The 19,987-nt window shown below is 67.3% G+C and carries 15 protein-coding genes; 7 read left to right on the top strand and 8 right to left on the bottom strand.

Annotation, left to right across the window (positions count from 1 at the left end; all coding sequences use genetic code 11):
• The coding region (secA, locus tag VLK61_RS07830; protein ID WP_325419885.1) for a preprotein translocase subunit SecA at positions 1-1,849 on the top strand (1,849 nt) is incomplete at its 5' end.
• Between the two features lie 21 nt (positions 1,850-1,870).
• Positions 1,871-2,458 (top strand): GNAT family N-acetyltransferase, encoded by a 588-nt coding sequence (locus tag VLK61_RS07825; RefSeq protein WP_325419883.1) that lies wholly within the window; start codon positions 1,871-1,873, stop codon positions 2,456-2,458.
• Here VLK61_RS07825 and VLK61_RS07820 read toward each other — a convergent pair.
• Together VLK61_RS07820 and VLK61_RS07815 are read right to left on the bottom strand one after the other, a co-directional pair.
• A complete protein-coding gene (locus VLK61_RS07820) occupies positions 2,434-3,000 on the bottom strand; it encodes a Uma2 family endonuclease (RefSeq protein ID WP_325419881.1) in 567 nt (188 codons plus the stop codon). The two genes, VLK61_RS07825 and VLK61_RS07820, sit on opposite strands and share 25 nt — an antisense overlap.
• Positions 3,001-3,086: 86 nt before the next feature.
• Positions 3,087-5,687, bottom strand: a complete 2,601-nt coding sequence (locus VLK61_RS07815; RefSeq protein WP_325419879.1) for a S8 family peptidase — start codon at positions 5,685-5,687, stop codon at positions 3,087-3,089.
• Between the two features lie 393 nt (positions 5,688-6,080).
• On the opposite strand from VLK61_RS07815, the gene argJ reads away from it, so the two are divergent.
• Both argJ and VLK61_RS07805 read left to right on the top strand, forming a co-directional pair.
• The gene (gene argJ / locus VLK61_RS07810; RefSeq protein ID WP_325419877.1) at positions 6,081-7,322 is read left to right on the top strand and encodes a bifunctional glutamate N-acetyltransferase/amino-acid acetyltransferase ArgJ; all 1,242 of its coding nucleotides are present in this window, start codon (positions 6,081-6,083) and stop codon (positions 7,320-7,322) included.
• Between the two features lie 88 nt (positions 7,323-7,410).
• Complete coding sequence (locus tag VLK61_RS07805; RefSeq protein ID WP_325419875.1) at positions 7,411-8,751, top strand: MFS transporter; 1,341 nt, start codon at positions 7,411-7,413, stop codon at positions 8,749-8,751.
• On the opposite strand, the gene VLK61_RS07800 is transcribed toward VLK61_RS07805, so the two are convergent.
• The 6 genes from VLK61_RS07800 to ugpB form a co-directional block, all read right to left on the bottom strand.
• The gene (locus VLK61_RS07800; RefSeq protein ID WP_325419873.1) at positions 8,687-9,322 is read right to left on the bottom strand and encodes a PEP-CTERM sorting domain-containing protein; all 636 of its coding nucleotides are present in this window, start codon (positions 9,320-9,322) and stop codon (positions 8,687-8,689) included. The two genes, VLK61_RS07805 and VLK61_RS07800, sit on opposite strands and share 65 nt — an antisense overlap.
• A 124-nt stretch (positions 9,323-9,446) precedes the next feature.
• Complete coding sequence (gene ugpQ / locus VLK61_RS07795; protein WP_325419871.1) at positions 9,447-10,184, bottom strand: glycerophosphodiester phosphodiesterase; 738 nt, start codon at positions 10,182-10,184, stop codon at positions 9,447-9,449.
• A 5-nt stretch (positions 10,185-10,189) separates the two neighbouring features.
• Positions 10,190-11,254 (bottom strand): sn-glycerol-3-phosphate import ATP-binding protein UgpC, encoded by a 1,065-nt coding sequence (locus VLK61_RS07790; RefSeq protein ID WP_325419869.1) that lies wholly within the window; start codon positions 11,252-11,254, stop codon positions 10,190-10,192.
• Between the two features lie 15 nt (positions 11,255-11,269).
• A complete protein-coding gene (ugpE, locus tag VLK61_RS07785; protein WP_325419867.1) occupies positions 11,270-12,121 on the bottom strand; it encodes a sn-glycerol-3-phosphate ABC transporter permease UgpE in 852 nt (283 codons plus the stop codon).
• Positions 12,121-13,008: a sn-glycerol-3-phosphate ABC transporter permease UgpA gene (gene ugpA, locus VLK61_RS07780; RefSeq protein ID WP_325419865.1), complete on the bottom strand. Its 888-nt coding sequence runs from the start codon at positions 13,006-13,008 to the stop codon at positions 12,121-12,123. The genes ugpE and ugpA overlap by 1 nt, the downstream gene beginning before the upstream one ends.
• Before the next feature lies 1 nt (position 13,009).
• Complete coding sequence (ugpB, locus tag VLK61_RS07775; protein ID WP_325419863.1) at positions 13,010-14,323, bottom strand: sn-glycerol-3-phosphate ABC transporter substrate-binding protein UgpB; 1,314 nt, start codon at positions 14,321-14,323, stop codon at positions 13,010-13,012.
• 232 nt (positions 14,324-14,555) lie between these two features.
• Between ugpB and VLK61_RS07770 the strand changes: the two genes are divergently transcribed.
• From VLK61_RS07770 to VLK61_RS07760, 3 genes are all read left to right on the top strand, one after another.
• Complete coding sequence (locus VLK61_RS07770) at positions 14,556-18,482, top strand: FAD/FMN-binding oxidoreductase (RefSeq protein WP_325419861.1); 3,927 nt, start codon at positions 14,556-14,558, stop codon at positions 18,480-18,482.
• 398 nt (positions 18,483-18,880) lie between these two features.
• Positions 18,881-19,309, top strand: coding sequence for a DUF971 domain-containing protein (locus tag VLK61_RS07765; protein ID WP_325419859.1), 429 nt, complete (start codon positions 18,881-18,883; stop codon positions 19,307-19,309).
• Positions 19,310-19,328: 19 nt separating this feature from the next.
• Positions 19,329-19,987: class I SAM-dependent methyltransferase (locus tag VLK61_RS07760; RefSeq protein ID WP_325419857.1), on the top strand; the 659-nt coding region annotated here is incomplete at its 3' end.

The raw sequence follows: 19,987 nt of genomic DNA, 5'->3' as shown, positions 1-19,987 counted from the left end.
CGCGAGCCTGTACGACGCGGCCAACATCACGCTGATGCACCACGTCTATGCGGCGCTGCGGGCCAACCACCTGTACCACCGCGACCAGCACTACGTGGTGCAGAACGGCGAGATCATCATCGTCGACGAGTTCACCGGCCGCCTGATGACCGGCCGCCGCTGGAGCGACGGCCTGCACCAGGCCGTCGAGGCCAAGGAGAAGGTGGCGATCCAGAGCGAGAACCAGACGCTGGCCTCGATCACCTTCCAGAACTACTTCCGCATGTACGGCAAGCTCGGCGGCATGACCGGTACCGCCGACACCGAGGCCTACGAGTTCCAGGAGATCTACGGCCTGGAAACCGTGGTGATCCCGCCGAACCGGCCGACCATCCGCAAGGATGAGCTGGACCTGATCTACAAGACCGCGCGCGAAAAGTACAACGCGGTGCTGGAGGACATCCGCAGCTGCCACCAGCAGGGCCAGCCGACGCTGGTGGGCACGACCTCGATCGAGAATTCGGAGCTGATCTCCGGGCTGCTGACGCAGGCCAAGCTGCCGCACCAGGTGCTCAACGCCAAGCAGCACGCCAAAGAGGCCGAGATCATCGCGCAGGCGGGCCGCCCGGGCGTGATCACGATCGCCACCAACATGGCCGGCCGCGGCACCGACATCGTGCTCGGCGGCAACGTCGAGAAGCAGGTGCAGTTCATCGAGGCCGACGAGGCGATTGCCGCCGACGAGAAGGCGCGCCGCATCCAGCAGCTGCACGACGAATGGCAGGGCCTGCACGACCAGGTCAAGGCCGCCGGCGGCCTGCGCATCATCGCCACCGAGCGCCACGAAAGCCGGCGCATCGACAACCAGCTGCGCGGCCGCGCCGGCCGCCAGGGCGACCCGGGGCAGTCACGCTTCTACCTGTCGCTGGAAGACCCGCTGATGCGCATCTTCGCCGGCGACCGCGTGCGCGCGATCATGGACCGGCTGAAGATGCCCGAGGGCGAGGCCATCGAGGCCGGCATCGTCAGCCGCAGCATCGAAGGCGCGCAGCGCAAGGTCGAGGCGCGCAACTTCGACATCCGCAAGCAGCTGCTCGAATACGACGACGTCTCGAACGACCAGCGCAAGGTCATCTACCAGCAGCGCAACGAGATCCTCGAATCGGAATCGGTGCTGGCGCAGATCACCAACCTGCGCAAGAGCGCGCTGACCGAGGTGGTGCGCACGTGGGTGCCGGCCGAAAGCGTCGAAGAGCAGTGGGACCTGCCGGCGCTGGAGACGGCGCTGACCGAGGAGTGGCAGCTGGAAGTGCCGCTGCAGGCCGAAGTGGCCAGCAGCGACGCGATCACCGACGAAGACCTGGTCGAGAAGGTCGTCGCCGCCGCCAATGCGCAGTTCGAAGCCAAGACCGCGGTCGTCGGCCTCGAGCAGTTCAACCCGTTCATGCGCATGGTGCTGCTGCAGTCGATCGACACCCACTGGCGCGAGCACCTGGCCGCGCTGGACTACCTGCGCCAGGGCATCCACCTGCGCGGCTATGCGCAGAAGAACCCGAAGCAGGAATACAAGCGCGAAGCCTTCGAGCTGTTCTCGCAGTTGCTGGACCTGGTGAAGATGGAAGTCACGCGGGTGCTGATGACCGTGCGCATCCAGAGCCAGGAGCAGGTGACGCAGGCCGCCGAGGCGATCGAGGACCGTGTCAGCCATGTCAGCAACGTGACCTACACCCATCCGAACGAGGACGGCAGCGTCAGCGAGGAAGGTGATACCGCGACCCTGGCCGATGCCGTGCCGCGTGTCGGGCGCAACGACCCCTGCCCCTGCGGCAGCGGCAAGAAGTACAAGGCCTGCCACGGGCGTTTGGCCTGACAAGGTTCAACGGCGCGCGCGATGGATCGCCACGATCTGATCGCTGCGCCGCGCGAGCTGCTCACGCCGCGGCTGCGGCTGGAGTCCCCGCGCGAGGCCCATGCGCCGGCCTTCGTCGACAGCCTGCTGCGCACGCTGCCGGCGCTGCGATTCGTCGGCTGGGGCCAGCTGGAACGCGACCTGGCCTGGGCGCTGCAGTTCTGCCAGCGTGGCGCCGCGCTGTTCGACAGCGGCGAATGCGTGATCTACAACGCCTTCCATCACGGCACGGGTCGCTACGTCGGCCGCATCGACCTGCACACCTTCGACTTCGAAGCGCCGCGCTGCGAGGTCGGTTATGTCGGCGATGAAGCCCACGCCGGCCAGGGCCTGATGCGCGAAGCCGTGCTGGCGGTGATGGACCTGGGCTTCTCGCTCGGCTTGGCGCGCATCCATGCGCTGAGCGATGCGCGCAATGCGCGTGCCCTGGCGTTTGCGCAAGCGCTGGGCATGCAGCGCGAAGGTCTGCTGCAGGCCTATGAGCGCGACCCGCAGGGCGGGCTGTGCGACATGGTGATGTTTGCGGCGATCTCGCCGCAGGCGCTTCAGGCCAGGTCGGTGCCGGCGTAGAGCTGGGCCAGCGGCACCGGTTCGTCCGCGGAGCCCGCGACCGGCAGGTGGTCGTCCCCGGTGTACGCCATCGCTTGCCAACGTCCGGTGGCATCCCGCGCATGCAGTTCCACCTGTTTTTCGGTCTGGCTGACGATCCAGTAGGCCTGGATGCCGGGCAGCTTCTGGTAGGCCGCCAACTTCTCGCGGCGGTCGATTTCGACGGTGCTGTCGCTGCTGACCTCAACGATCAGCACCGCATCTTGGGCCAGTTTCTGGTCTCCGGCGATCGCACTGCCGCAGTAGACGAACACGTCCGGGTAGTAAACGCTGTCGGCGGCCTGCACGTGCAGCTTCATGTCGTTGATGAAGACCTGGCAGGGTGTGCCGTCGAAGCGCAGCGACAACAGCTTGAACGCGTTGCCTGTGATTCGGTTGTGCCGCATGGTCCCACCGGTCATCGCGTGGATGCTGCCTGCCACGTATTCATGACGCCGCGGGCTGGCTTCCTCGGCGCTGAGGTAGTCGAACAGGTGGACCGGCGATTGCAGGGCGTGGGCCATGCGCAATTCTATCGAGCGGGCACCGCGGACCCAAGAAAAAGGGCCCCGCAGGGCCCCTTCGATGCGATCGCGGCGGCGTCTGCTGATCAGGGCCGCGCGATGGTGATGACCGGCGAGGTCCAGGTCTCCCAGTGCGACGCGTTGTTCGCGTCGCCCAGCGCCTTCAGCACCGAGACCTTCACGACGTACTGGCCGTTCGGCACGTCCTTGACCTGCCCCGGGTTGCCGGACGATCCGCGGAAGGTCACGCCGTCCCAGGTGTAGGCGAAGAAGCCGCCGGGCGTGGCGCTGCGCGTCACGTACTCGTCGTCGCTGACCTTGTTCCAGGCCTTGCCGCTGACCGCGTCGAAGGCCTCGATCTTGATCTCGCGGGACATGTGGTCCAGGTGCATCAGGAAGTACGGGATGTCGCCATTGGCCAGCGTGTAGCTGGCGCCGGCCGGCTGGTTGGTGAAGCTCGAGCCGGAGAGCTTGGCCAGCCACGGGAAGCCGTTCGCCGTCGGCGTCAGCACCTGGGTGGCCTGGTAGTCGCCCTTGAAGCCGGCATAGGGCACGCTCATCTTGGTGCCGGCGCCTTTGGGCGTCAGCGTGATGTAGCCGCCGTAGAGGCTGCGGTCCGGCAAGGCGGCATTGGCCGCGATCGTCACATTGAAGCTCGCGCTGCCCAGCGCGCCAATGTTCAGCGTGGTCTTGCTCAGCGTCACCGTTGCCGGGGCGTCGAACACGCCGCTCAGCGCATACGAGGCGCCGGTTTGCGTGTTCGGGCCGCTGGCCACGCCGGCGACATGGCCGATGTCGTAGCTGGCCGGCGACAGCGCCAGGTTGCGCACTGTCACGGTCTGCTGATACGCGCCCGCCGCACTTTCGCCGGTGGAGATCTGGCTCGGCGACACGGTGGCCGTCGCGGTGATGACGCCGACGATGTCGAGCATGCCCGCGCCCTGGCGGAACGAATGATCGAGCAGGCCGAGCGCCGCATTGCCGGACCAGTTCTTCGGGTCGGCCACGTTCTGCAGCCGGTCGCCCATCGCCTGGGCCGGGATGGTGGGCTTGGCTTCGAGGATCAGCGCGACGCTGCCGGCCACATGCGGCGAGGACATCGAGGTGCCTGACAGCGTCGCCGTCCCGCCCAGTTCCAGCGGGTAGGTCGACAGGATGCCGCCGCCCGGCGCGCCGATATTCGGCTTCAATTGCAGCTCGGCACTCAGGCCGAAGGAGCTGAAGCCCGAGATCAGGCCGCCGGTGCCGAAGGGGTAGGCCACGTACTCGCTGCCCCAGGTCAGCGTGGTCGGGCCGGCGGCGATCAGGCCGTTCAGCACCGCGCCCTGTTCGGCGGTGATGGCCACCACCGGAATCGTGATCGCCGGTGTGCCCGCCACCGTCGGGTTCAGTGCGCCCGCGGCGTTGTTGTAGAGCACGGCGGCGGCCGCACCGGCGTTCATCACGTTCGAGGCCTTGATGAAGAACGAGCAGGTGCCGCGGCGGATCAGCACGGCCTGGCCGGCCAGGCTGCCGGCGGGCAGGGCCACGCAGGCGTCGTCGGCGGTGGTGGTGGTGCCGGTCTTGGCCATCGGCAGGCTGCCGCTGCTGGGCGGCAGCGGTGCGCCGGTGGCGGTGTTGTAGCCATACGGCGTGCCACCGACGGTGAAGGACTTCTGCGCGTTGTCGAACGACGCCACGCCGATCACCTTGCTGCCGACACCGGGCGCGCCGGCCGCGTACAGCGCGTCGGGCGAACTGCCGCCGGGGCCGTTGTTGCCGATCGAGGCGACCATCACGACGCCCTTGTTCACCAGGCGCGACGAGGCTTGCGCCGTCGGGTACTGCGGCCACTGGCGGCCCGAGCCCAGGCTCTGGTTGATGACCTGCATGCCATCGGCATAGGCGCGTTCCAGCGCGTCGAGGATGACGTCCGAATCGGTGGTGCCGACGCAGCCGAACACGCGGTACATGCCCAGCGAGGCCTGCGGTGCCACGCCCTTCACGCCGCCGCCGTTGGCGCCGACGATGCCGGCCACGTGCGTGCCGTGGCCGCCGCAGTCGTCAGGAATCGCGTCGGGCACCGGGACCAGCTGGTCGCCGGTGCCGCTGGAGTTGTAGTTGTCGCCGACCAGGTCATAACCGGCAATCACGCGGGCGTTCGGGAACGCCGTGGTGCCGGGCGTGCCGCTGCCGCCGAAGGCGGGATGGTCGATGTCGATGCCGGTATCGATGATGCCGACCTTGACGCCCTTGCCGGACAGGCCGAGCTGATTCTGTGCAATGTCGGCACCCGTCAGCGACAGTGCGGCCACCAGGTCGGGTGCGCTGTCGCCGCTGTCAACCACCGCCGGCCGGGCCACCACTTCCACCGGGTACAGCGCCTTCACGCCCTTGGTGCGGGCCAGTTTCAGCCGGTTGGCCGGATCGACCGCCACCGAGAAACCATTGAACAAGGTGTTGAACTGGCGGCGCTCGGTGAAGCGCACGCCGGCGGCGGCGGCTTCACGGCGGAACGCGGCCTTTTCGGCCATCACCGTGGCGAGCGAAGTGCCGTCGGCCACCGGCGGCCCCGCCAGTTCGACGAACCAGTGACGCGTGCCTTCGGCAGCCGATTGCGGGACGGATTGCGCCTGCGCCTGCATCGCGAACAGCGCGCTCGCTGTTGCAACCGCGCTGAGGATCGGCCTGACGATCATCTTCTTCATCCTCTACTCCTGAAAGCTTGGGCACTTGTGGCGCCCGAATGGCGGCATGAGGGATCTCGACACCGGGATGGGCCTGCGGCGGGTGGCGCCTGGCAGGCCTGAAGGCTTCGAGCTCGAGACGCCGGTTGCCGGTGTGACGCCCCGAAAGTGAAATTGATTATGGGTGGCTGAATGTCACGCCGTGTCATCCTGCACACCGGGGTTTGCCAGGGCTCCCCGCGATCCGGGGGGAGCGCTGAAAACCCGCGGTTTCGGCAACGACGGCCTGACTAAAATTCCGCGCGATTTTTTTGGACTGGGATCGACGCGGCCGCTGCAAGGCACCACCCTGGCAGCCGCGGCAACGCGGCGGCTTCCTACAATCGCGGCCTTCCTTGAATGAAGGCGCCGACCATGCCCGTGAACCTTTCCGCCCCCAACCCCGCCGAGCTGCTGGCCGTGCCGGGCGTGCAACTCGGTGTCGCGATGGCCGGCGTGCGCAAGACCAACCGCCGCGACCTGGTCGTCGTCACGCTGGCCGAAGGCAGTGCGGTGGCCGGCGTGTTCACGAAGAACCGCTTCTGCGCCGCGCCGGTGCAGGTCTGCCGCGAGCACCTGGACGCGGGTGACGGCTCCGGCAGTGCCATCCGCGCGATCCTCGTCAACACCGGCAATGCCAATGCCGGCACCGGCGCCGATGGCCTGGCGCGCGCGCGGCGCAGCTGCGCGGCACTGGCCGGCCTGCTGGGCGTGGCGCCGGAACAGGTGCTGCCGTTTTCCACCGGCGTGATCATGGAGACGCTGCCGGTCGAGCGCATCGAGGCCGGCCTGCCCGCCGCGCTGGCCGCGCGCCGCGACGATGGCTGGGCGCTGGCCGCCGAAGGCATCATGACCACCGACACGCTGCCCAAGGCCGCGTCGCGCCAGCTGCAGATCGGCGGCCGCACGGTCACGCTCAGCGGCATCAGCAAAGGCGCCGGCATGATCCGGCCGAACATGGCCACGATGCTGGGCTTCATCGCCACCGATGCAGTGATCGCCCCGGCGCTGCTGCAGCCGCTGTTGCGCGAGGCGGCCGATGCCAGCTTCAACCGCATCACCATCGATGGCGACACCTCGACCAACGACTCCTTCGTGCTGATCGCCAGCCGACAGGCCGGCCATGCCGAGATCACGTCCCTCGATTCGGCCGAGGGCCAGGCGCTGCGCGCCGCCGTCACCTCGCTGGCACAGCAGCTGGCCCAGGCCATCGTGCGCGATGGCGAAGGCGCGACGAAATTCATCACCGTGCAGGTCGACGGCGGCTGCGACGAGGCCGAGTGCCGGCTGGTCGCCTACGCCATCGCCCATTCGCCGCTGGTCAAGACGGCTTTCTTCGCCAGCGATCCGAACCTGGGCCGCATCCTTTGTGCGGTAGGCTATGCCGGCATCGCCGACCTCGATCAGGGCCTGATCGACCTGCATCTCGACGAGGTACATGTCGCGCGCCAGGGCGGCCGCCATCCGGACTACCGCGAGGAAGACGGCCAGCGCGTGATGAAGCAGGCCGAGATCACCGTGCGGGTGAACCTGCACCGCGGCGCGGCCAGCGCCACGGTGTGGACCTGCGACTTCTCGCACGACTACGTCAGCATCAACGCGGACTACAGGTCCTGACCCCTTGATCGGCCACTTTCCCCCACAATAAGCGCCCGCCGGCCGGCGCCCCACGAGGGTGCTGCATGCCGAGCAACCAGGGGGACAAGTGAAGACCACGCCATTCCAGCGCCTGGTGGCGGCGCTGCGCGACTACCTGACGCTGGCGCCCACCGATCTGCTGCGCGATGCCGTCTACCGGCGGCTGTTCGCATCGATCCTGATCAGCTCGATAGGCGGTCAGGTCACGATGCTGGCGCTGCCGCTGACGGCGGCGCTGCTGCTGCACGCCACGCCCACGCAGATGGGCTGGCTCACCGCGCTGGAGATCCTGCCCTTCGTGCTGTTCTCGCTGCCCTCCGGCGTGTGGCTGGACCGCGTGCGCAAGCTGCCGGTCTACATCGCCGGTGAGCTGACGATCGGCGTGGCGGTGGCCAGCGTGCCGCTGGTCTGGTGGCTGGGCAGCCTGTCGATGGGCTGGCTGTATTTCGTCGGCTTCCTGATCGGCACCGTCAACACCACCGCCGGCAGCGCGGCGCAGATCGTGCTGACCCAGGTGGTGCCGCGCACGCGGCTGGTGGAAGCCCACGCCAAGAACGCACTGGCCAATTCCAGTGCCGAGGTGGCTGGCCCGGGCCTGGCCGGCGCGCTGATCAAGCTGGTCGGGGCACCGGTGGCGCTGCTGGTCGATGCGGTGATGCTGATCACGTCGGCCGTCATCCTGCGCGGCATCCGTGTCGTGGAGGTGCGCGAGCCTCACCCGGAGCCGAACTTCTGGCGCGACCTGAAAGAGGGCGTGCGCTTCGTGCGCCGCCACCGTCTGCTGGTGGCGCTGGCCACCGCGGTGGGCTGCTGGCAGATGTGCCACAACGCCGCCCTCGTGGTGCAGATCCTCTACGCCACGCGCGAACTGGGCCTGGGTGAAAACGCCATCGGCCTGTGTTACGTCGGCCTAGGGCTGGGCACGATCAGCGCCAGCATCTTTGGCCACCGCATCAGCCAGCGCCTGGGCTCCGGGCCGACGCTGGTGCTGGGTTTCGCGATCTGCGGCGTCGGCTGGCTGCTGCCGGCGGTGCTGCCTTCGCTGGTGGCGGGATGGGTGCAGGCCAGGGCCTGGGGCATTGCGGCCTTTGCGCTGATGCTGATGCTGTTCGGCGTCGGCGCGGTGCTGGTGTTCATCAACTTCCTGTCGCTGCGCCAGGCGGTGACGCCCGAACCGCTGCTGGGCCGCATGACCAGCACGATGCGCTGGCTGATCCTGATCCCGGCCGGCCCCGGCGCCCTGCTGGGCGGCTGGCTCGGCGAACATGCCGGGCTGCGCAGCAGCCTGCTGTTCTCGGGCCTGGGCGCGCTGCTGCTGGCGGCAATGGCCTGGCGCAGCGAGGTCATCCGCACCGTGCGCCGCTTGCCCGATCCGCACGACGCCGTTGGCGCAACACCCACGTCATGAGGCCCAGGCCGGTCAGCCCCAGCACGGCACTGGCCGGCTCGGGCACGGCGCTGACCGACACGGCATCCAGCGAGCCGCCGAGCTGATCGCTGGTACCGATGGCGCGGAAGCTCAGCGTCGCACTGTTGGCATCCGGGCCGACGACGTTGAAGCTGTGCAGCACCCACTGGTGGCCCTGGCCGGATGGCGCGCCGGTGCCGTCCAGCGTGGCCAGCAGCTGGCCGTCCCACAGCACCTCGATGCCGTTCGAGCCGGCGGGCGTGCCGGCACGCGGTGAGTAGGCGAAGCTCAAGCTGTAGGCTTGGTCCTGCGTGGTCGGCAGCACCTGCGACATCGAACTGTTCGTGAAGGTGTCGAGCTCGACGAAGTTCACGCCGTCGTAGGCCAGGCCGTCGTAGGCGTTGCGGATCTCGACGCCGTCGGCCCCGCCGGCCCAGCCGGTGATGTTCGGCGTGATGGACCAGGTGCCGGGCGTCTGGGCATCGGCCTCGAAGCTGCCGTTGACGACCAGATTGGCCGCCGAGGCGAGCATCGGCGCGGCGAGCAGCAGGGACAGGGCGAGGTGGCGCATGCGTGAGTCTCCTGGACGAAGGGGCGCCGCCACGCCTTTGATCGGGCAGCGAGGCCGGCGCGCCGCAGTGTCCCCGTCTGGCACCCGCACGGCCATCCCCTGGGCGCGGCGAAATTGTGTCGAACTATGTCGCCGGCGAAAAGCGATCCACCGCGTCGGTGATCAGTCCGTCGATGCCCAGCGCGCGCAGGCGTTCGGCCTCGGCCGCGTCATTCACGGTGTAGCACAGCGCGCACCAGCCGGCGCCGTGCAGCATCTGCAGCAGCGACGCATCCATCAGCGTGTGCTTGCTGACCACCGCCACGCAGCCCAGCGACTGCGCCACGTCGAACCAGCCCGGCCACAGCGTGTCGAGCAGCAGCGCGCGCGGCAGATCGGGCGCGGCAGCCCGCGCGCTGGCCAGCGCATCGGGGCGGAACGAACTCAGCAGCGGCGGCACCGCCGCGCCGGCCCACAAGCGCTGTGCGTGCGCGGCCACGACTTCGCCGGTGCGCGACTCCTGGCCCGGCGTCGGTTTGATCTCGATGTTCAGGTGGAAGCCGTTGCCACGCACGTACGCGGCGATGGCGTCCAGCGTCGGCAGTGGTTCGCCGGCGTAAGCGGGGCTGTGCCAGGCGCCGGCGTCCAGCCGCGACAACTGGTCCCAACTCAGTTCGCTGGCCGCGCCTTGCCGCGGCGTGGTGCGCTCCAGCGTCGCATCGTGCAGCAGGAACGGCAGCTCGTCGGCCGACAGCTTCACATCGCATTCAAACGCGCGGTAGCCGAACGACGCACCATGGCGGAAGGCCGCCAGCGTGTTCTCCGGCGCCAGCTTGCCGGCGCCGCGGTGGGCGATCCACAAGGGGTAAGGCCAGGGCTGCATGGCGGTCAGCCCACGCGTTGGCCCGTGTCGGCATCGAACCAGTGCAGATGCTCCGGCGGGGCGTCGATGCGCACGCTCTCGCCGAGCTTCGGCGGCGTCAAGGTGGCATCGACACGCAGCGTGAACAGCGCGTCACCCAGCCGGCCGTAGATCAGCCGTTCGGCGCCCAGCATCTCGATCATCTCCACCTTCATCGGCCAGCGGCCTTCGGGCTGCACCTCGGCGTGTTCGGGCCGCAGCCCGAGGATCAGCGCGCCGGCCCGCGGCGCCGCCGAGGGCAGCGACAAGGCTGTGCCGCCCAGCGTGAAGCGCGAGCCGTCGCCCTGGCCAGCCATCAGGTTCATCGGCGGTGAGCCGATGAAGCCGGCCACGAAGGTGGTGGCCGGTTTGGAGTACACCTGTTCGGGCGTGCCGATCTGCTCGATGCGGCCGGCATTCATCACGATCATGCGCTGCGCCAGCGTCATCGCCTCGACCTGGTCGTGGGTGACGAACAGCGAGGTGACGCCAAGCTCGTTGTGCAGCTTCTGGATCTCCAGCCGGGTCTGCGCCCGCAGCTTGGCGTCCAGGTTGGACAGCGGTTCGTCGAACAGAAAGGCCTGCGGCTGGCGCACGATGGCGCGGCCCATCGCCACGCGCTGGCGCTGGCCGCCGGACAGCTCACGCGGTTTGCGCTCCAGCAGCGCGCCGAGTTCCAGGATCTTGGCCGCCTTCTGCACCCGCGTCTCGATCTCGGGCTTGGGCACGCGCGCGATCTTCAGGCCGTAGGCCATGTTGTCGTACACGCTCATGTGAGGATATAGCGCGTAGTTCTGGAACACCATCGCGATGTCGCGGTCGGCCGGCTCGACATCGTTGACCACGCGCGGGCCGATCGAGATCTCGCCCTCGCTGATTTCCTCCAGCCCGGCCACCATGCGCAGCAGCGTGCTCTTGCCGCAGCCCGAGGGGCCGACGATGACGATGAACTCACCGTCGGCGATGTCGGCCGACACGCCGTGGATCACGGGGTTGGCCTTGGCCCCGCGCCCATAGCGCTTGACCACGTTGCGGATGACGATCGAACCCATGTGTTGTTGTGCTTTCTACTTTTCGGTGTCGACCAGGCCCTTGACGAACCACTTCTGCATGCCGATCACCACCACGGCGGGTGGCACCATCGCCATCAGCGCGGTGGCCATGATCAGGTTCCACTCGTTCTGCGCATCGCCGCCGGAAATCATGCGCTGGATGCCCAGCACCACCGGGTACATGTTCTCGTCGGTGGTCACCAGCAGCGGCCACAGATACTGGTTCCAACCGTAGATGAACTGGATCACGAACAGCGCGGCGATCGAGGTCGACGACAGTGGCACCAGCACGTCCTTGAAGAAGCGCAGCGGACCGGCGCCGTCCATGCGCGCGGCCTCGACCAGTTCATCGGGCACGGTCAGGAAGAACTGGCGGAACAGGAAGGTGGCGGTGGCCGAGGCGATCAGCGGCACGATCAGGCCTGCGTAGGTGTTCAGCATGCCCAGATCGGACACCACCTTGTAGGTCGGGCTGATGCGCACTTCCACCGGCAGCATCAGCGTGACGAAGATGGCCCAGAAGAAGAAGTCCTTGAACGGGAAGCGGAAGTACACCAGCGCAAAGGCCGACAGCAGCGAGATCGTGATCTTGGCCAGCGCGATGCCCAGCGCCGTGACCAGGCTGACGAACATCATGTGCGCCACCGGCGCCTTGCTGCCCGCCTGCGCGCCGCCGCCGGACAGCGCGGTGGCGATGTTCTCCCAGAAATGGCCACCCGGCAGCAGCGGCATCGGCGCCTGCACGATGGCCTGGGCCGTGTGGCTGGACGCCACGAAGGTGAGGTAGACCGGGAACGCCACCACCAGCACGCCGATCAGCAGCACGGCGTGCGAGATGAAGCGGCCCCATCGATCGCGTTCGACCATCAGTAGTTCACCCGGCGTTCGACATAACGGAACTGGATCACCGTGAAGGCCACGACGATCACCATCAGCACCACCGACTGGGCGGCCGAGCCGCCCAGGTCCAGGCCCTTGAAGCCGTCGTAGTACAGCTTGTAGACCAGGATCTCGGTCTCCTTGCCCGGGCCGCCGTGGGTGGACGCGTCGACGATCGCGAAGGTGTCGAGGAACACGTAGACGACGTTGACCACCAGCAGGAAGAAGCTGGTCGGCGACAGCAGCGGGAAGATGATGGTCCAGAAGCGCCGCCAGGGCCGTGCGCCGTCGATCGCCGCGGCCTCGATCAGCGATTTCGGAATCGACTGCAGTCCGGCCAGGAAGAACAGGAAGTTGTAGGAGATCTGCTTCCACACCGCGGCCATCACGATCAAGGCCATCGCCTGGTTGCCGTTGAGCAAGTGGTTCCAGTCGTAGCCGGCCGCACGCAGGTACCAGGCCACGACGCCGATGCTGGGCGCGAACATGAACAGCCACAACACGCCGGCCACCGCGGGCGCCACCGCATAAGGCCAGATCAGCAGGGTCTTGTAGGTCGTCGCACCGCGGATCACGCGGTCGGCCATGGTTGCCAGCAGCAGGCTCAGGCCCAGGCCGATCACCGCCACCAGCACCGAGAACACCGCGGTGGTCTTGAAGCTCTCGAAGTACGTGGCATCACCGAACAGCCGGCGGAAGTTGTCCAGCCCGGTCCATTCGACGCTGGTGCCGAACGCATCCTGCTGCTGCAGCGATTGCAGCAGCGCCTGGCCCGCGGGCCAGAAGAAGAACACCGCGATGATGATCACCTGGGGCGCCAACAGCACCCAGGGCAACCACAGCGACTTGAAGCGAACCCGTTTTTCTGTTGTCAAGTCAGCCCTTGTTCGCCTTCTCGAAACGATCGAGCAACTCGTTGCCGCGCTGCACGGCCGAGTCCAGCGCCTCCTTCGGCTGCTTCTTGCCGGACCAGACCTGTTCCAGTTCCTCGTCGATCACGGTGCGGATCTGCACCATGTTGCCCAGGCGGATGCCTCGCGACTTGTCGGTGGTCTTGCGGATCATCTGGTTCACGGCGATGTCGGTGCCGGGGTTCTTCTTGTAGAAGCCGCTCTTGTCGGTCAACTCGAACGCGGCCTTGGTGATCGGCAGGTAGCCGGTGCGCTGGTGGCTCCTGGCCTGCACCTCGGGGCTGGACAGGAAGTTGAAGAAGGCCGCCACGCCCTTGTACTCGGCCGCCTTCTTGCCGGACATGACCCACAGGCTGGCGCCGCCGATCACGGTGTTCTGCGGCGCGCCGGTGACGTCGGGGTAGTAGGGCAGCGGCGCCATGCCGTAGGCGAACTTGGCGTTCTTGGCCACGTTGCCGTAGAGCGCCGAGGTGCCGGTGAACATCGCGCATTCACCCGAGGGGAAGGTGGCGTCCGCCGTATTGCCGCGGCCCTTGTAGACGAACAGGCCCTGCTTGCTCATGTTGGCCAGATTCTCGATGTGGCGCAGGTGCAGCGGCGTGTTGATCGCCAGCCGCGTGTCCAGCCCGCCAAAGCCGTTGTTCTTGGTCGCGAACAGCGTGTTGTGCCAGGCCGAGAAGCTTTCCAGCTGGGTCCAGCCCTGCCAGCTGGTGGTGAACGGGCACTTGTGCCCGGAGGCCTTCAGCTTGGCCGCGGCCAGTGCCACTTCGGGCCAGGTGCCCGGCGCCTTCTCGGGGTCCAGGCCGGCGGCCTTGAACGCATCCTTGTTGTAGTAGAAGATCGTCGTCGAGCTGTTGAACGGCAGGCTCAGCATCTGGCCGTTCGGCGCGGTGTAGTAGCCGGCCACCGCCGGCACATAGGCCGTCGGGTCGAACTTCAGGCCCGATTCCTTCATCACCTGCGCCACCGGCACGATGGCGCCCTTGCTGGCCATCATCGTCGCGGTGCCGACCTCGAACACCTGCAGCACATGCGGCGCGTTGCCGGCGCGGAAAGCGGCGATGGCCGCCGTCATTGACTGGTCGTAGCTGCCCTTGAAGGTGGCCACCACCTTGTAGTCCTTCTGGCTGGCATTGAACTCGTTGGTGAGGTCGTTGACCCATTCGCCCAGCGAGGCGCCCATCGAGTGCCACCACTGGATCTCGGTCTGCGCACGCGCGGGCAGCGCGCAGGCGGCCAACGCGGCTGCGAGGGCAACAAAGCGGAAGGTCGATTTCATGAAGTCTCCGTGAATCACTGCGGGCAAAGCCGCGCAGTGTGTCCGTGTTTTGTGACAGCCCCGTTTCTGTCATATCCAGGTCGGGCCGGGCAACGGGATAAACCCGTCGGCGAGGTGTGGACAGACCCGGGGGCTGACCCGGAGGCATTGCTGCGCTGCGGTACCATCGCACCTCAGGTGCCGTCACAGGCGACGCTGCATTCCTTTCATGCCTTCCGGCGCCTGTCAACCCATGAACGCACCGCTAGCCATCCCCTCGTTGACGCCCGCCGACGAACACGACGCAGCCGCTCCGCGCCTGCGCGAAATTCCCTACAACTACACCTCGTTCTCCGACCGCGAGATCGTCATCCGGCTGCTGGGCTCCCGCGCCTGGGAGGTGCTGAATCATTTGCGCGACGAGCGCCGCACCGGCCGCTCCGCCCGCATGCTGTACGAGGTGCTGGGCGACATCTGGGTGGTGCAGCGCAACCCCTACCTCGAAGACGACCTGCTCGACAACCCGAAGCGCCGGCAACTGCTGATCGACGCGCTGCACCACCGGCTCAACGAAGTGGAGCGCCGCCGCACGCCCGATGCCGATGCGGCGCGTGACAGCCATGTCGGCGAACTGCTGACGCAGGCCCGCGCGGCCGTGGAGCGCTTCAAGACGCATTTCTCGACGGTGTGGGACCTGCGCCAGAAGGCCCGCAAGGTGCTGGGCAAGCAGACTGAGAAGGACAACATCAAGTTCGACGGCTTGTCGCGCGTCTCGCATGTCACCGATGCCACCGACTGGCGCGTCGAGTACCCCTTCGTCGTGCTGACGCCCGACACCGAAGCCGAGATGGCCGGCCTGGTGAAGGGCTGCGTCGAACTCGGCCTGACGATCATTCCGCGCGGCGGCGGCACCGGCTACACCGGCGGCGCGGTGCCGCTGACCTGGAAGAGCGCGGTGATCAACACCGAGAAGCTCGAACAGATGACCGAGGTCGAGCTGGTCGACCTGCCCGGCTGCGCCAAGCCGGTGCCGACGATCTGGACCGGTGCCGGCGTGGTCACGCAGCGCGTGGCCGATGCGGCTGAGCGCGCGGGTTATGTCTTCGCGGTCGATCCCACCTCGGCCGAGGCTTCCTGCGTCGGCGGCAATGTGGCGATGAACGCCGGCGGCAAGAAGGCCGTGCTGTGGGGCACCGCGCTCGACAACCTGGCCAGCTGGCGCATGGTGACACCCGATGCCAAGTGGCTGGAGGTGCTGCGCCTCGATCACAACCTCGGCAAGATCCACGACGCGCCGATGGCCAGCTTCGAACTGCGCTGGTTCGATGCCTCGGGCCAGAAGCTCGAGCGCAAGGAACGGCTCGATATTCCCGGCAGCACCTTCCGCAAGGAAGGCCTGGGCAAGGACGTCACCGACAAGTTTCTCGCCGGCCTGCCCGGCATCCAGAAGGAAGGCTGCGACGGCCTGATCACCAGCGCGCGCTGGATCGTGCACCGCATGCCCAAGCACGTGCGCACGGTGTGCCTGGAGTTCTTCGGCAACCCGCGCGAGGCGGTGCCCTCGATCGTCGAGATCAAGGACTACATGTTCGAGCAGACGCGCCAGGGCGGCGCGATCCTGGCCGGGCTGGAGCACCTGGACGACCGCTACCTGAAGGCGGTGGGCTACGCCACCAAGAGCAAGCGCGGCACGCTGCCGAAGATGGCCTTGTTCGGCGACATCGTCGGCGACGATGAAATCGCCGTGGCACGCGCCACCAGCGAGGTGGTGCGCATCGCCAACTCGCGCAGCGGCGAGGGCTTCGTTGCCGTGTCGGCCGACGCACGCAAGAAGTTCTGGCTCGACCGCAAGCGCACCGCGGCGATCGCCAAGCACACCAACGCCTTCAAGGTCAACGAAGACGTGGTGATCCCGCTCGACCGCATGGGCGAGTACACGCTGGGCATCGAGCGCATCAACATCGAGCTGAGCCTGCGCAACAAGCTGCAGTTGCTGGACCGGCTCGAGGCCTTCTTTGCCACCGGCCGCCTGCCGCTGGGCAAGACCGACGACGCCAGCGAGATCCCCAGCGCCGAGCTGCTGGAGGACCGAGTGCAGCAGGCTTTGGCCGAGGTTCGCGAAGTGCGCGCGCTGTGGCAGCACTGGCTGAGCAATCTCGACGTCGCTCCCCTGCCGGATGGCGGCGAGGGCGGCCGCAGCTTCTTCGAGCAGCTGCAGGACAAGACGCTGCGCGCCAGCTGGCGGCAGCAGGTGCTGAAGACGCTGCAGGCGCTGTTTGCCGGCGAGGCCTTCGCGCCCATCCTCGGCGAGTGCAAGCGCATCCACCAGGAGGTGCTGCGCGGCCGCGTCTGGGTGGCGCTGCACATGCATGCCGGCGACGGCAACGTGCACACCAACATCCCCGTCAACTCCGACAACTACGAGATGCTGCAAACCGCCCACGAGGCGGTGGCCCGCATCATGGCGCTGGCACGCAGCCTGGGCGGCGTGATCTCGGGCGAGCATGGCATCGGCATCACCAAGCTCGAGTTCCTGACCGACGCAGAAACCACGCCCTTTGCCGATTACAAGGCCCGCATCGACCCCGAGGGCCGCTTCAACAAGGGCAAGCTGCTGCGCGGCGCGTCCTTGAAGCTGCTGGGCGACGACGTGCATGCTGCCGACCTGAGCCATGCCTACACGCCCAGCTTCGGGCTGATGGGGCATGAGTCGCTGATCATGCAGCAGAGCGACATCGGCGCTATCGCCGACAGCATCAAGGACTGCCTGCGCTGCGGCAAGTGCAAGCCGGTGTGTGCGACCCATGTGCCGCGCGCCAACCTGCTGTACAGCCCGCGCAACAAGATCCTGGCCACCTCGCTGCTGGTCGAAGCCTTCCTCTACGAAGAACAGACCCGCCGCGGCGTCAGCCTGGCGCACTGGGAAGAATTCGAAGACGTCGCCGACCACTGCACGGTCTGCCACAAGTGCCTGTCGCCATGCCCGGTGAAGATCGATTTCGGCGACGTGTCGATGAACATGCGCAACCTGTTGCGCAAGATGGGGCAGAAGAGCTTCCGACCGGCGGCTGCGCTGCAATCGGCCTTCATCGGCATCACCAGCCCGCAGGCCATCCGCATCGGCCATGCCTTGACGAACATCAGCTTCAAGGCCCAGCGCCTGGCGCACGACGTGATGAAGCTCGCCGCGCGCAAGCAGACCATCGCACCACCATCGACCGTGGGCACGGCGCCGATCAAGCAGCAGGTGATCCACTTCATCAACAAGAAGATGCCGGGTGGCCTGCCGAAGAAGACCGCCCGCGCGCTGCTGGACATCGAGGACAAGGACTACGTCCCGATCATCCGCGACCCCCAGGCCACCACCTCGGAAACCGAAGCGGTGTTCTATTTCCCGGGCTGCGGCTCGGAGCGCCTGTTCAGCCAGGTCGGCCTGGCCACGCAGGCGATGCTGTGGCATGCCGGCGTGCAAACGGTGCTGCCGCCGGGCTACCTGTGCTGTGGCTACCCGCAGCGCGGCTCGGGCCAGTTCGACAAGGCCGAGAAGATCATCACCGATAACCGGGTGCTGTTCCACCGTGTGGCCAACACGCTGAACTACCTGGACATCAAGACCGTGGTGGTCAGCTGCGGCACCTGTTACGACCAGCTGCAGGGCTACAAATTCGAGGACATGTTCCCCGGCTGCCGCATCATCGACATCCACGAGTACCTGCTGGAGAAGAAGATCACCTTGCCGGCAGCAGGCCAGGGTGGCTACCTCTACCACGACCCGTGCCACAGCCCGCTGAAGCTGCAGGAGCCGATGAAGACGGTGAAGGCGCTGGTCGGCGACGGCGTGCTGGAGAGCAAGCGCTGCTGCGGCGAAAGCGGCGGGCTGGCGATGTCGCGGCCCGACGTGTCCACGCAGATCCGCTTCCGCAAGGAAGAAGAACTCCGCAAGGGCGAAGCTGCGCTGCGCGACGCGGGCGCGCTGGCGCCGGCGCAGAACGTCAAGATCCTGACCTCCTGCCCGAGCTGCCTGATGGGCCTGAGCCGCTACGAAGACGACCTGAGCAGCGGCCTGCTCGAAGCCGACTACATCGTCGTCGAGATGGCCCGCAAGATCCTCGGTGAAGGCTGGCTGCAGGACTACGTGGCGCGGGCCAATGCCGGCGGCATCGAGCGGGTGCTGGTGTGAGCCCCTTGCCTCATTGTTCGTAAGCAATTGCGCCGCATGCTTTGGTGCGGCGCAGCATGGTTTGGTGCCTCCACTGCGGGGCCTTTGCGTTTCGGCGGTGCGCGCGGAAGCGTGCAGACACCAACATTTGCGAACAACTGGTTCTTGGGGCCTGGTTTGACCTAGGTATAACCCTTGCATTGCCGAGTGCGTGAGCTTTGTCACGCCGGGCCGAGGGAGATCAAATGCGGGAATCTGAAATCTGGGCACTGTTGATTGGTGCCGTTGTTGCGATTGTTTTTGTCATGCTGCGGCGCCGATCTGATTGAGTCGCCGTCTCCACCACCCGGCCCGCGGTGGCAGCCCCGCCGCAGGCCCGGGGGCTACACTGCAGCGGCCCGTTTCTCGAATGCTCCGCCATGGCCCGCGCCCCCGTTTCCACACCCCAACCGACCGACCTCACGCTGCACCAGGCCTCTCGATTGCTCGAGGTGGCCTTTGACGATGGTTCGTCGTTCCGGATTCCATTTGAACTGCTGCGCGTCTATTCCCCCTCCGCTGAAGTCCAGGGCCATGGCCCCGGCCAGGAAGTCCTGCAGACCGGCAAGCGCGATGTCGGCATCACCGGCATCGAGGCGGTGGGCCATTACGCCGTGCAGCCCACCTTCACCGATGGGCACAGCACGGGCATCTTCAGCTGGGCGTACCTGCACCACCTCGGCTCGCAGCAGCAGGAGCTCTGGCAGCGCTATCTGCAGCGCCTGGCCGAGGCCGGCGCCGACCGCGACACGCCGACGGTTGTCGCCGCCGCGCCCGCCGGCGGCTCCTGCGGCCACCACGGCCACTGATCCAGCAGTCCAGACCGCCATGGCCCAGACCCACTTCGGCTACCAGAGCGTCGACGAGACCGAGAAGGCGCGCAAGGTGCGCGGTGTGTTCGACTCGGTCGCCGCGCGCTACGACATCATGAACGACCTGATGTCGATGGGACTGCACCGCGCCTGGAAGGCCTACACCGTTGCGGTGGCGCAGGTGAAGCCGGGCCACCAGGTGCTGGACATCGCCGGCGGCACCGGCGATCTGGCCAAGGCTTTTGCCGCCCAGGTCGGCCCCGAGGGCTCGGTGCTGCACACCGACATCAACGAAACCATGCTGCGCACCGGCCGCGACCGCCTGCTCGATGCCGGCCTGTCGCTGCCCACCGCCACCTGCGATGCCGAGCGCCTGCCCTTGCGCAGCAACAGCTTCGACCGCGTCAGCGTGGCCTTCGGCCTGCGCAACATGACGCACAAGGAGGCCGCGCTGGCCGAGATGTGCCGTGTGCTCAAGCCCGGCGGCCGCTTGCTGGTGCTGGAGTTCTCCAAGGTCGCGGAGCCGCTGCGCAAGCCCTACGACTGGTACTCGCTGAACGTGCTGCCGCTGATGGGCAAGCTGGTGGCCAACGACGGCGACAGCTACCGCTACCTCGCCGAATCGATCCGCATGCACCCCGGCCAGCAGGAACTCAAGGCCATGATGAAGAGCGC

Origin of the sequence: Aquabacterium sp. (assembly GCF_035476535.1) — a bacterium.
Taxonomy (GTDB): Bacteria; Pseudomonadota; Gammaproteobacteria; order Burkholderiales; family Burkholderiaceae_C; genus Pseudaquabacterium.
The sequence above is the reverse complement of the archived record's forward strand: the minus strand, read 5'-3'. Positions and strand labels throughout refer to the sequence as shown.

Excerpts from the sequence above, each read along its gene's own strand:
- VLK61_RS07800 (WP_325419873.1), bottom strand. The coding sequence starts at position 9,322 with ATGCGCCACCTCGCCCTGTCCCTGCTGCTCGCCGCGCCGATGCTCGCC.
- VLK61_RS07770 (WP_325419861.1), top strand. The coding sequence starts at position 14,556 with ATGAACGCACCGCTAGCCATCCCCTCGTTGACGCCCGCCGACGAACAC.
- VLK61_RS07820 (WP_325419881.1), bottom strand. The coding sequence starts at position 3,000 with ATGGCCCACGCCCTGCAATCGCCGGTCCACCTGTTCGACTACCTCAGC.
- ugpE (WP_325419867.1), bottom strand. The coding sequence starts at position 12,121 with ATGGTCGAACGCGATCGATGGGGCCGCTTCATCTCGCACGCCGTGCTG.
- ugpB (WP_325419863.1), bottom strand. The coding sequence starts at position 14,323 with ATGAAATCGACCTTCCGCTTTGTTGCCCTCGCAGCCGCGTTGGCCGCC.
- VLK61_RS07790 (WP_325419869.1), bottom strand. The coding sequence starts at position 11,254 with ATGGGTTCGATCGTCATCCGCAACGTGGTCAAGCGCTATGGGCGCGGG.
- VLK61_RS07765 (WP_325419859.1), top strand. The coding sequence starts at position 18,881 with ATGGCCCGCGCCCCCGTTTCCACACCCCAACCGACCGACCTCACGCTG.
- ugpQ (WP_325419871.1), bottom strand. The coding sequence starts at position 10,184 with ATGCAGCCCTGGCCTTACCCCTTGTGGATCGCCCACCGCGGCGCCGGC.
- argJ (WP_325419877.1), top strand. The coding sequence starts at position 6,081 with ATGCCCGTGAACCTTTCCGCCCCCAACCCCGCCGAGCTGCTGGCCGTG.
- VLK61_RS07825 (WP_325419883.1), top strand. The coding sequence starts at position 1,871 with ATGGATCGCCACGATCTGATCGCTGCGCCGCGCGAGCTGCTCACGCCG.
- VLK61_RS07815 (WP_325419879.1), bottom strand. The coding sequence starts at position 5,687 with ATGAAGAAGATGATCGTCAGGCCGATCCTCAGCGCGGTTGCAACAGCG.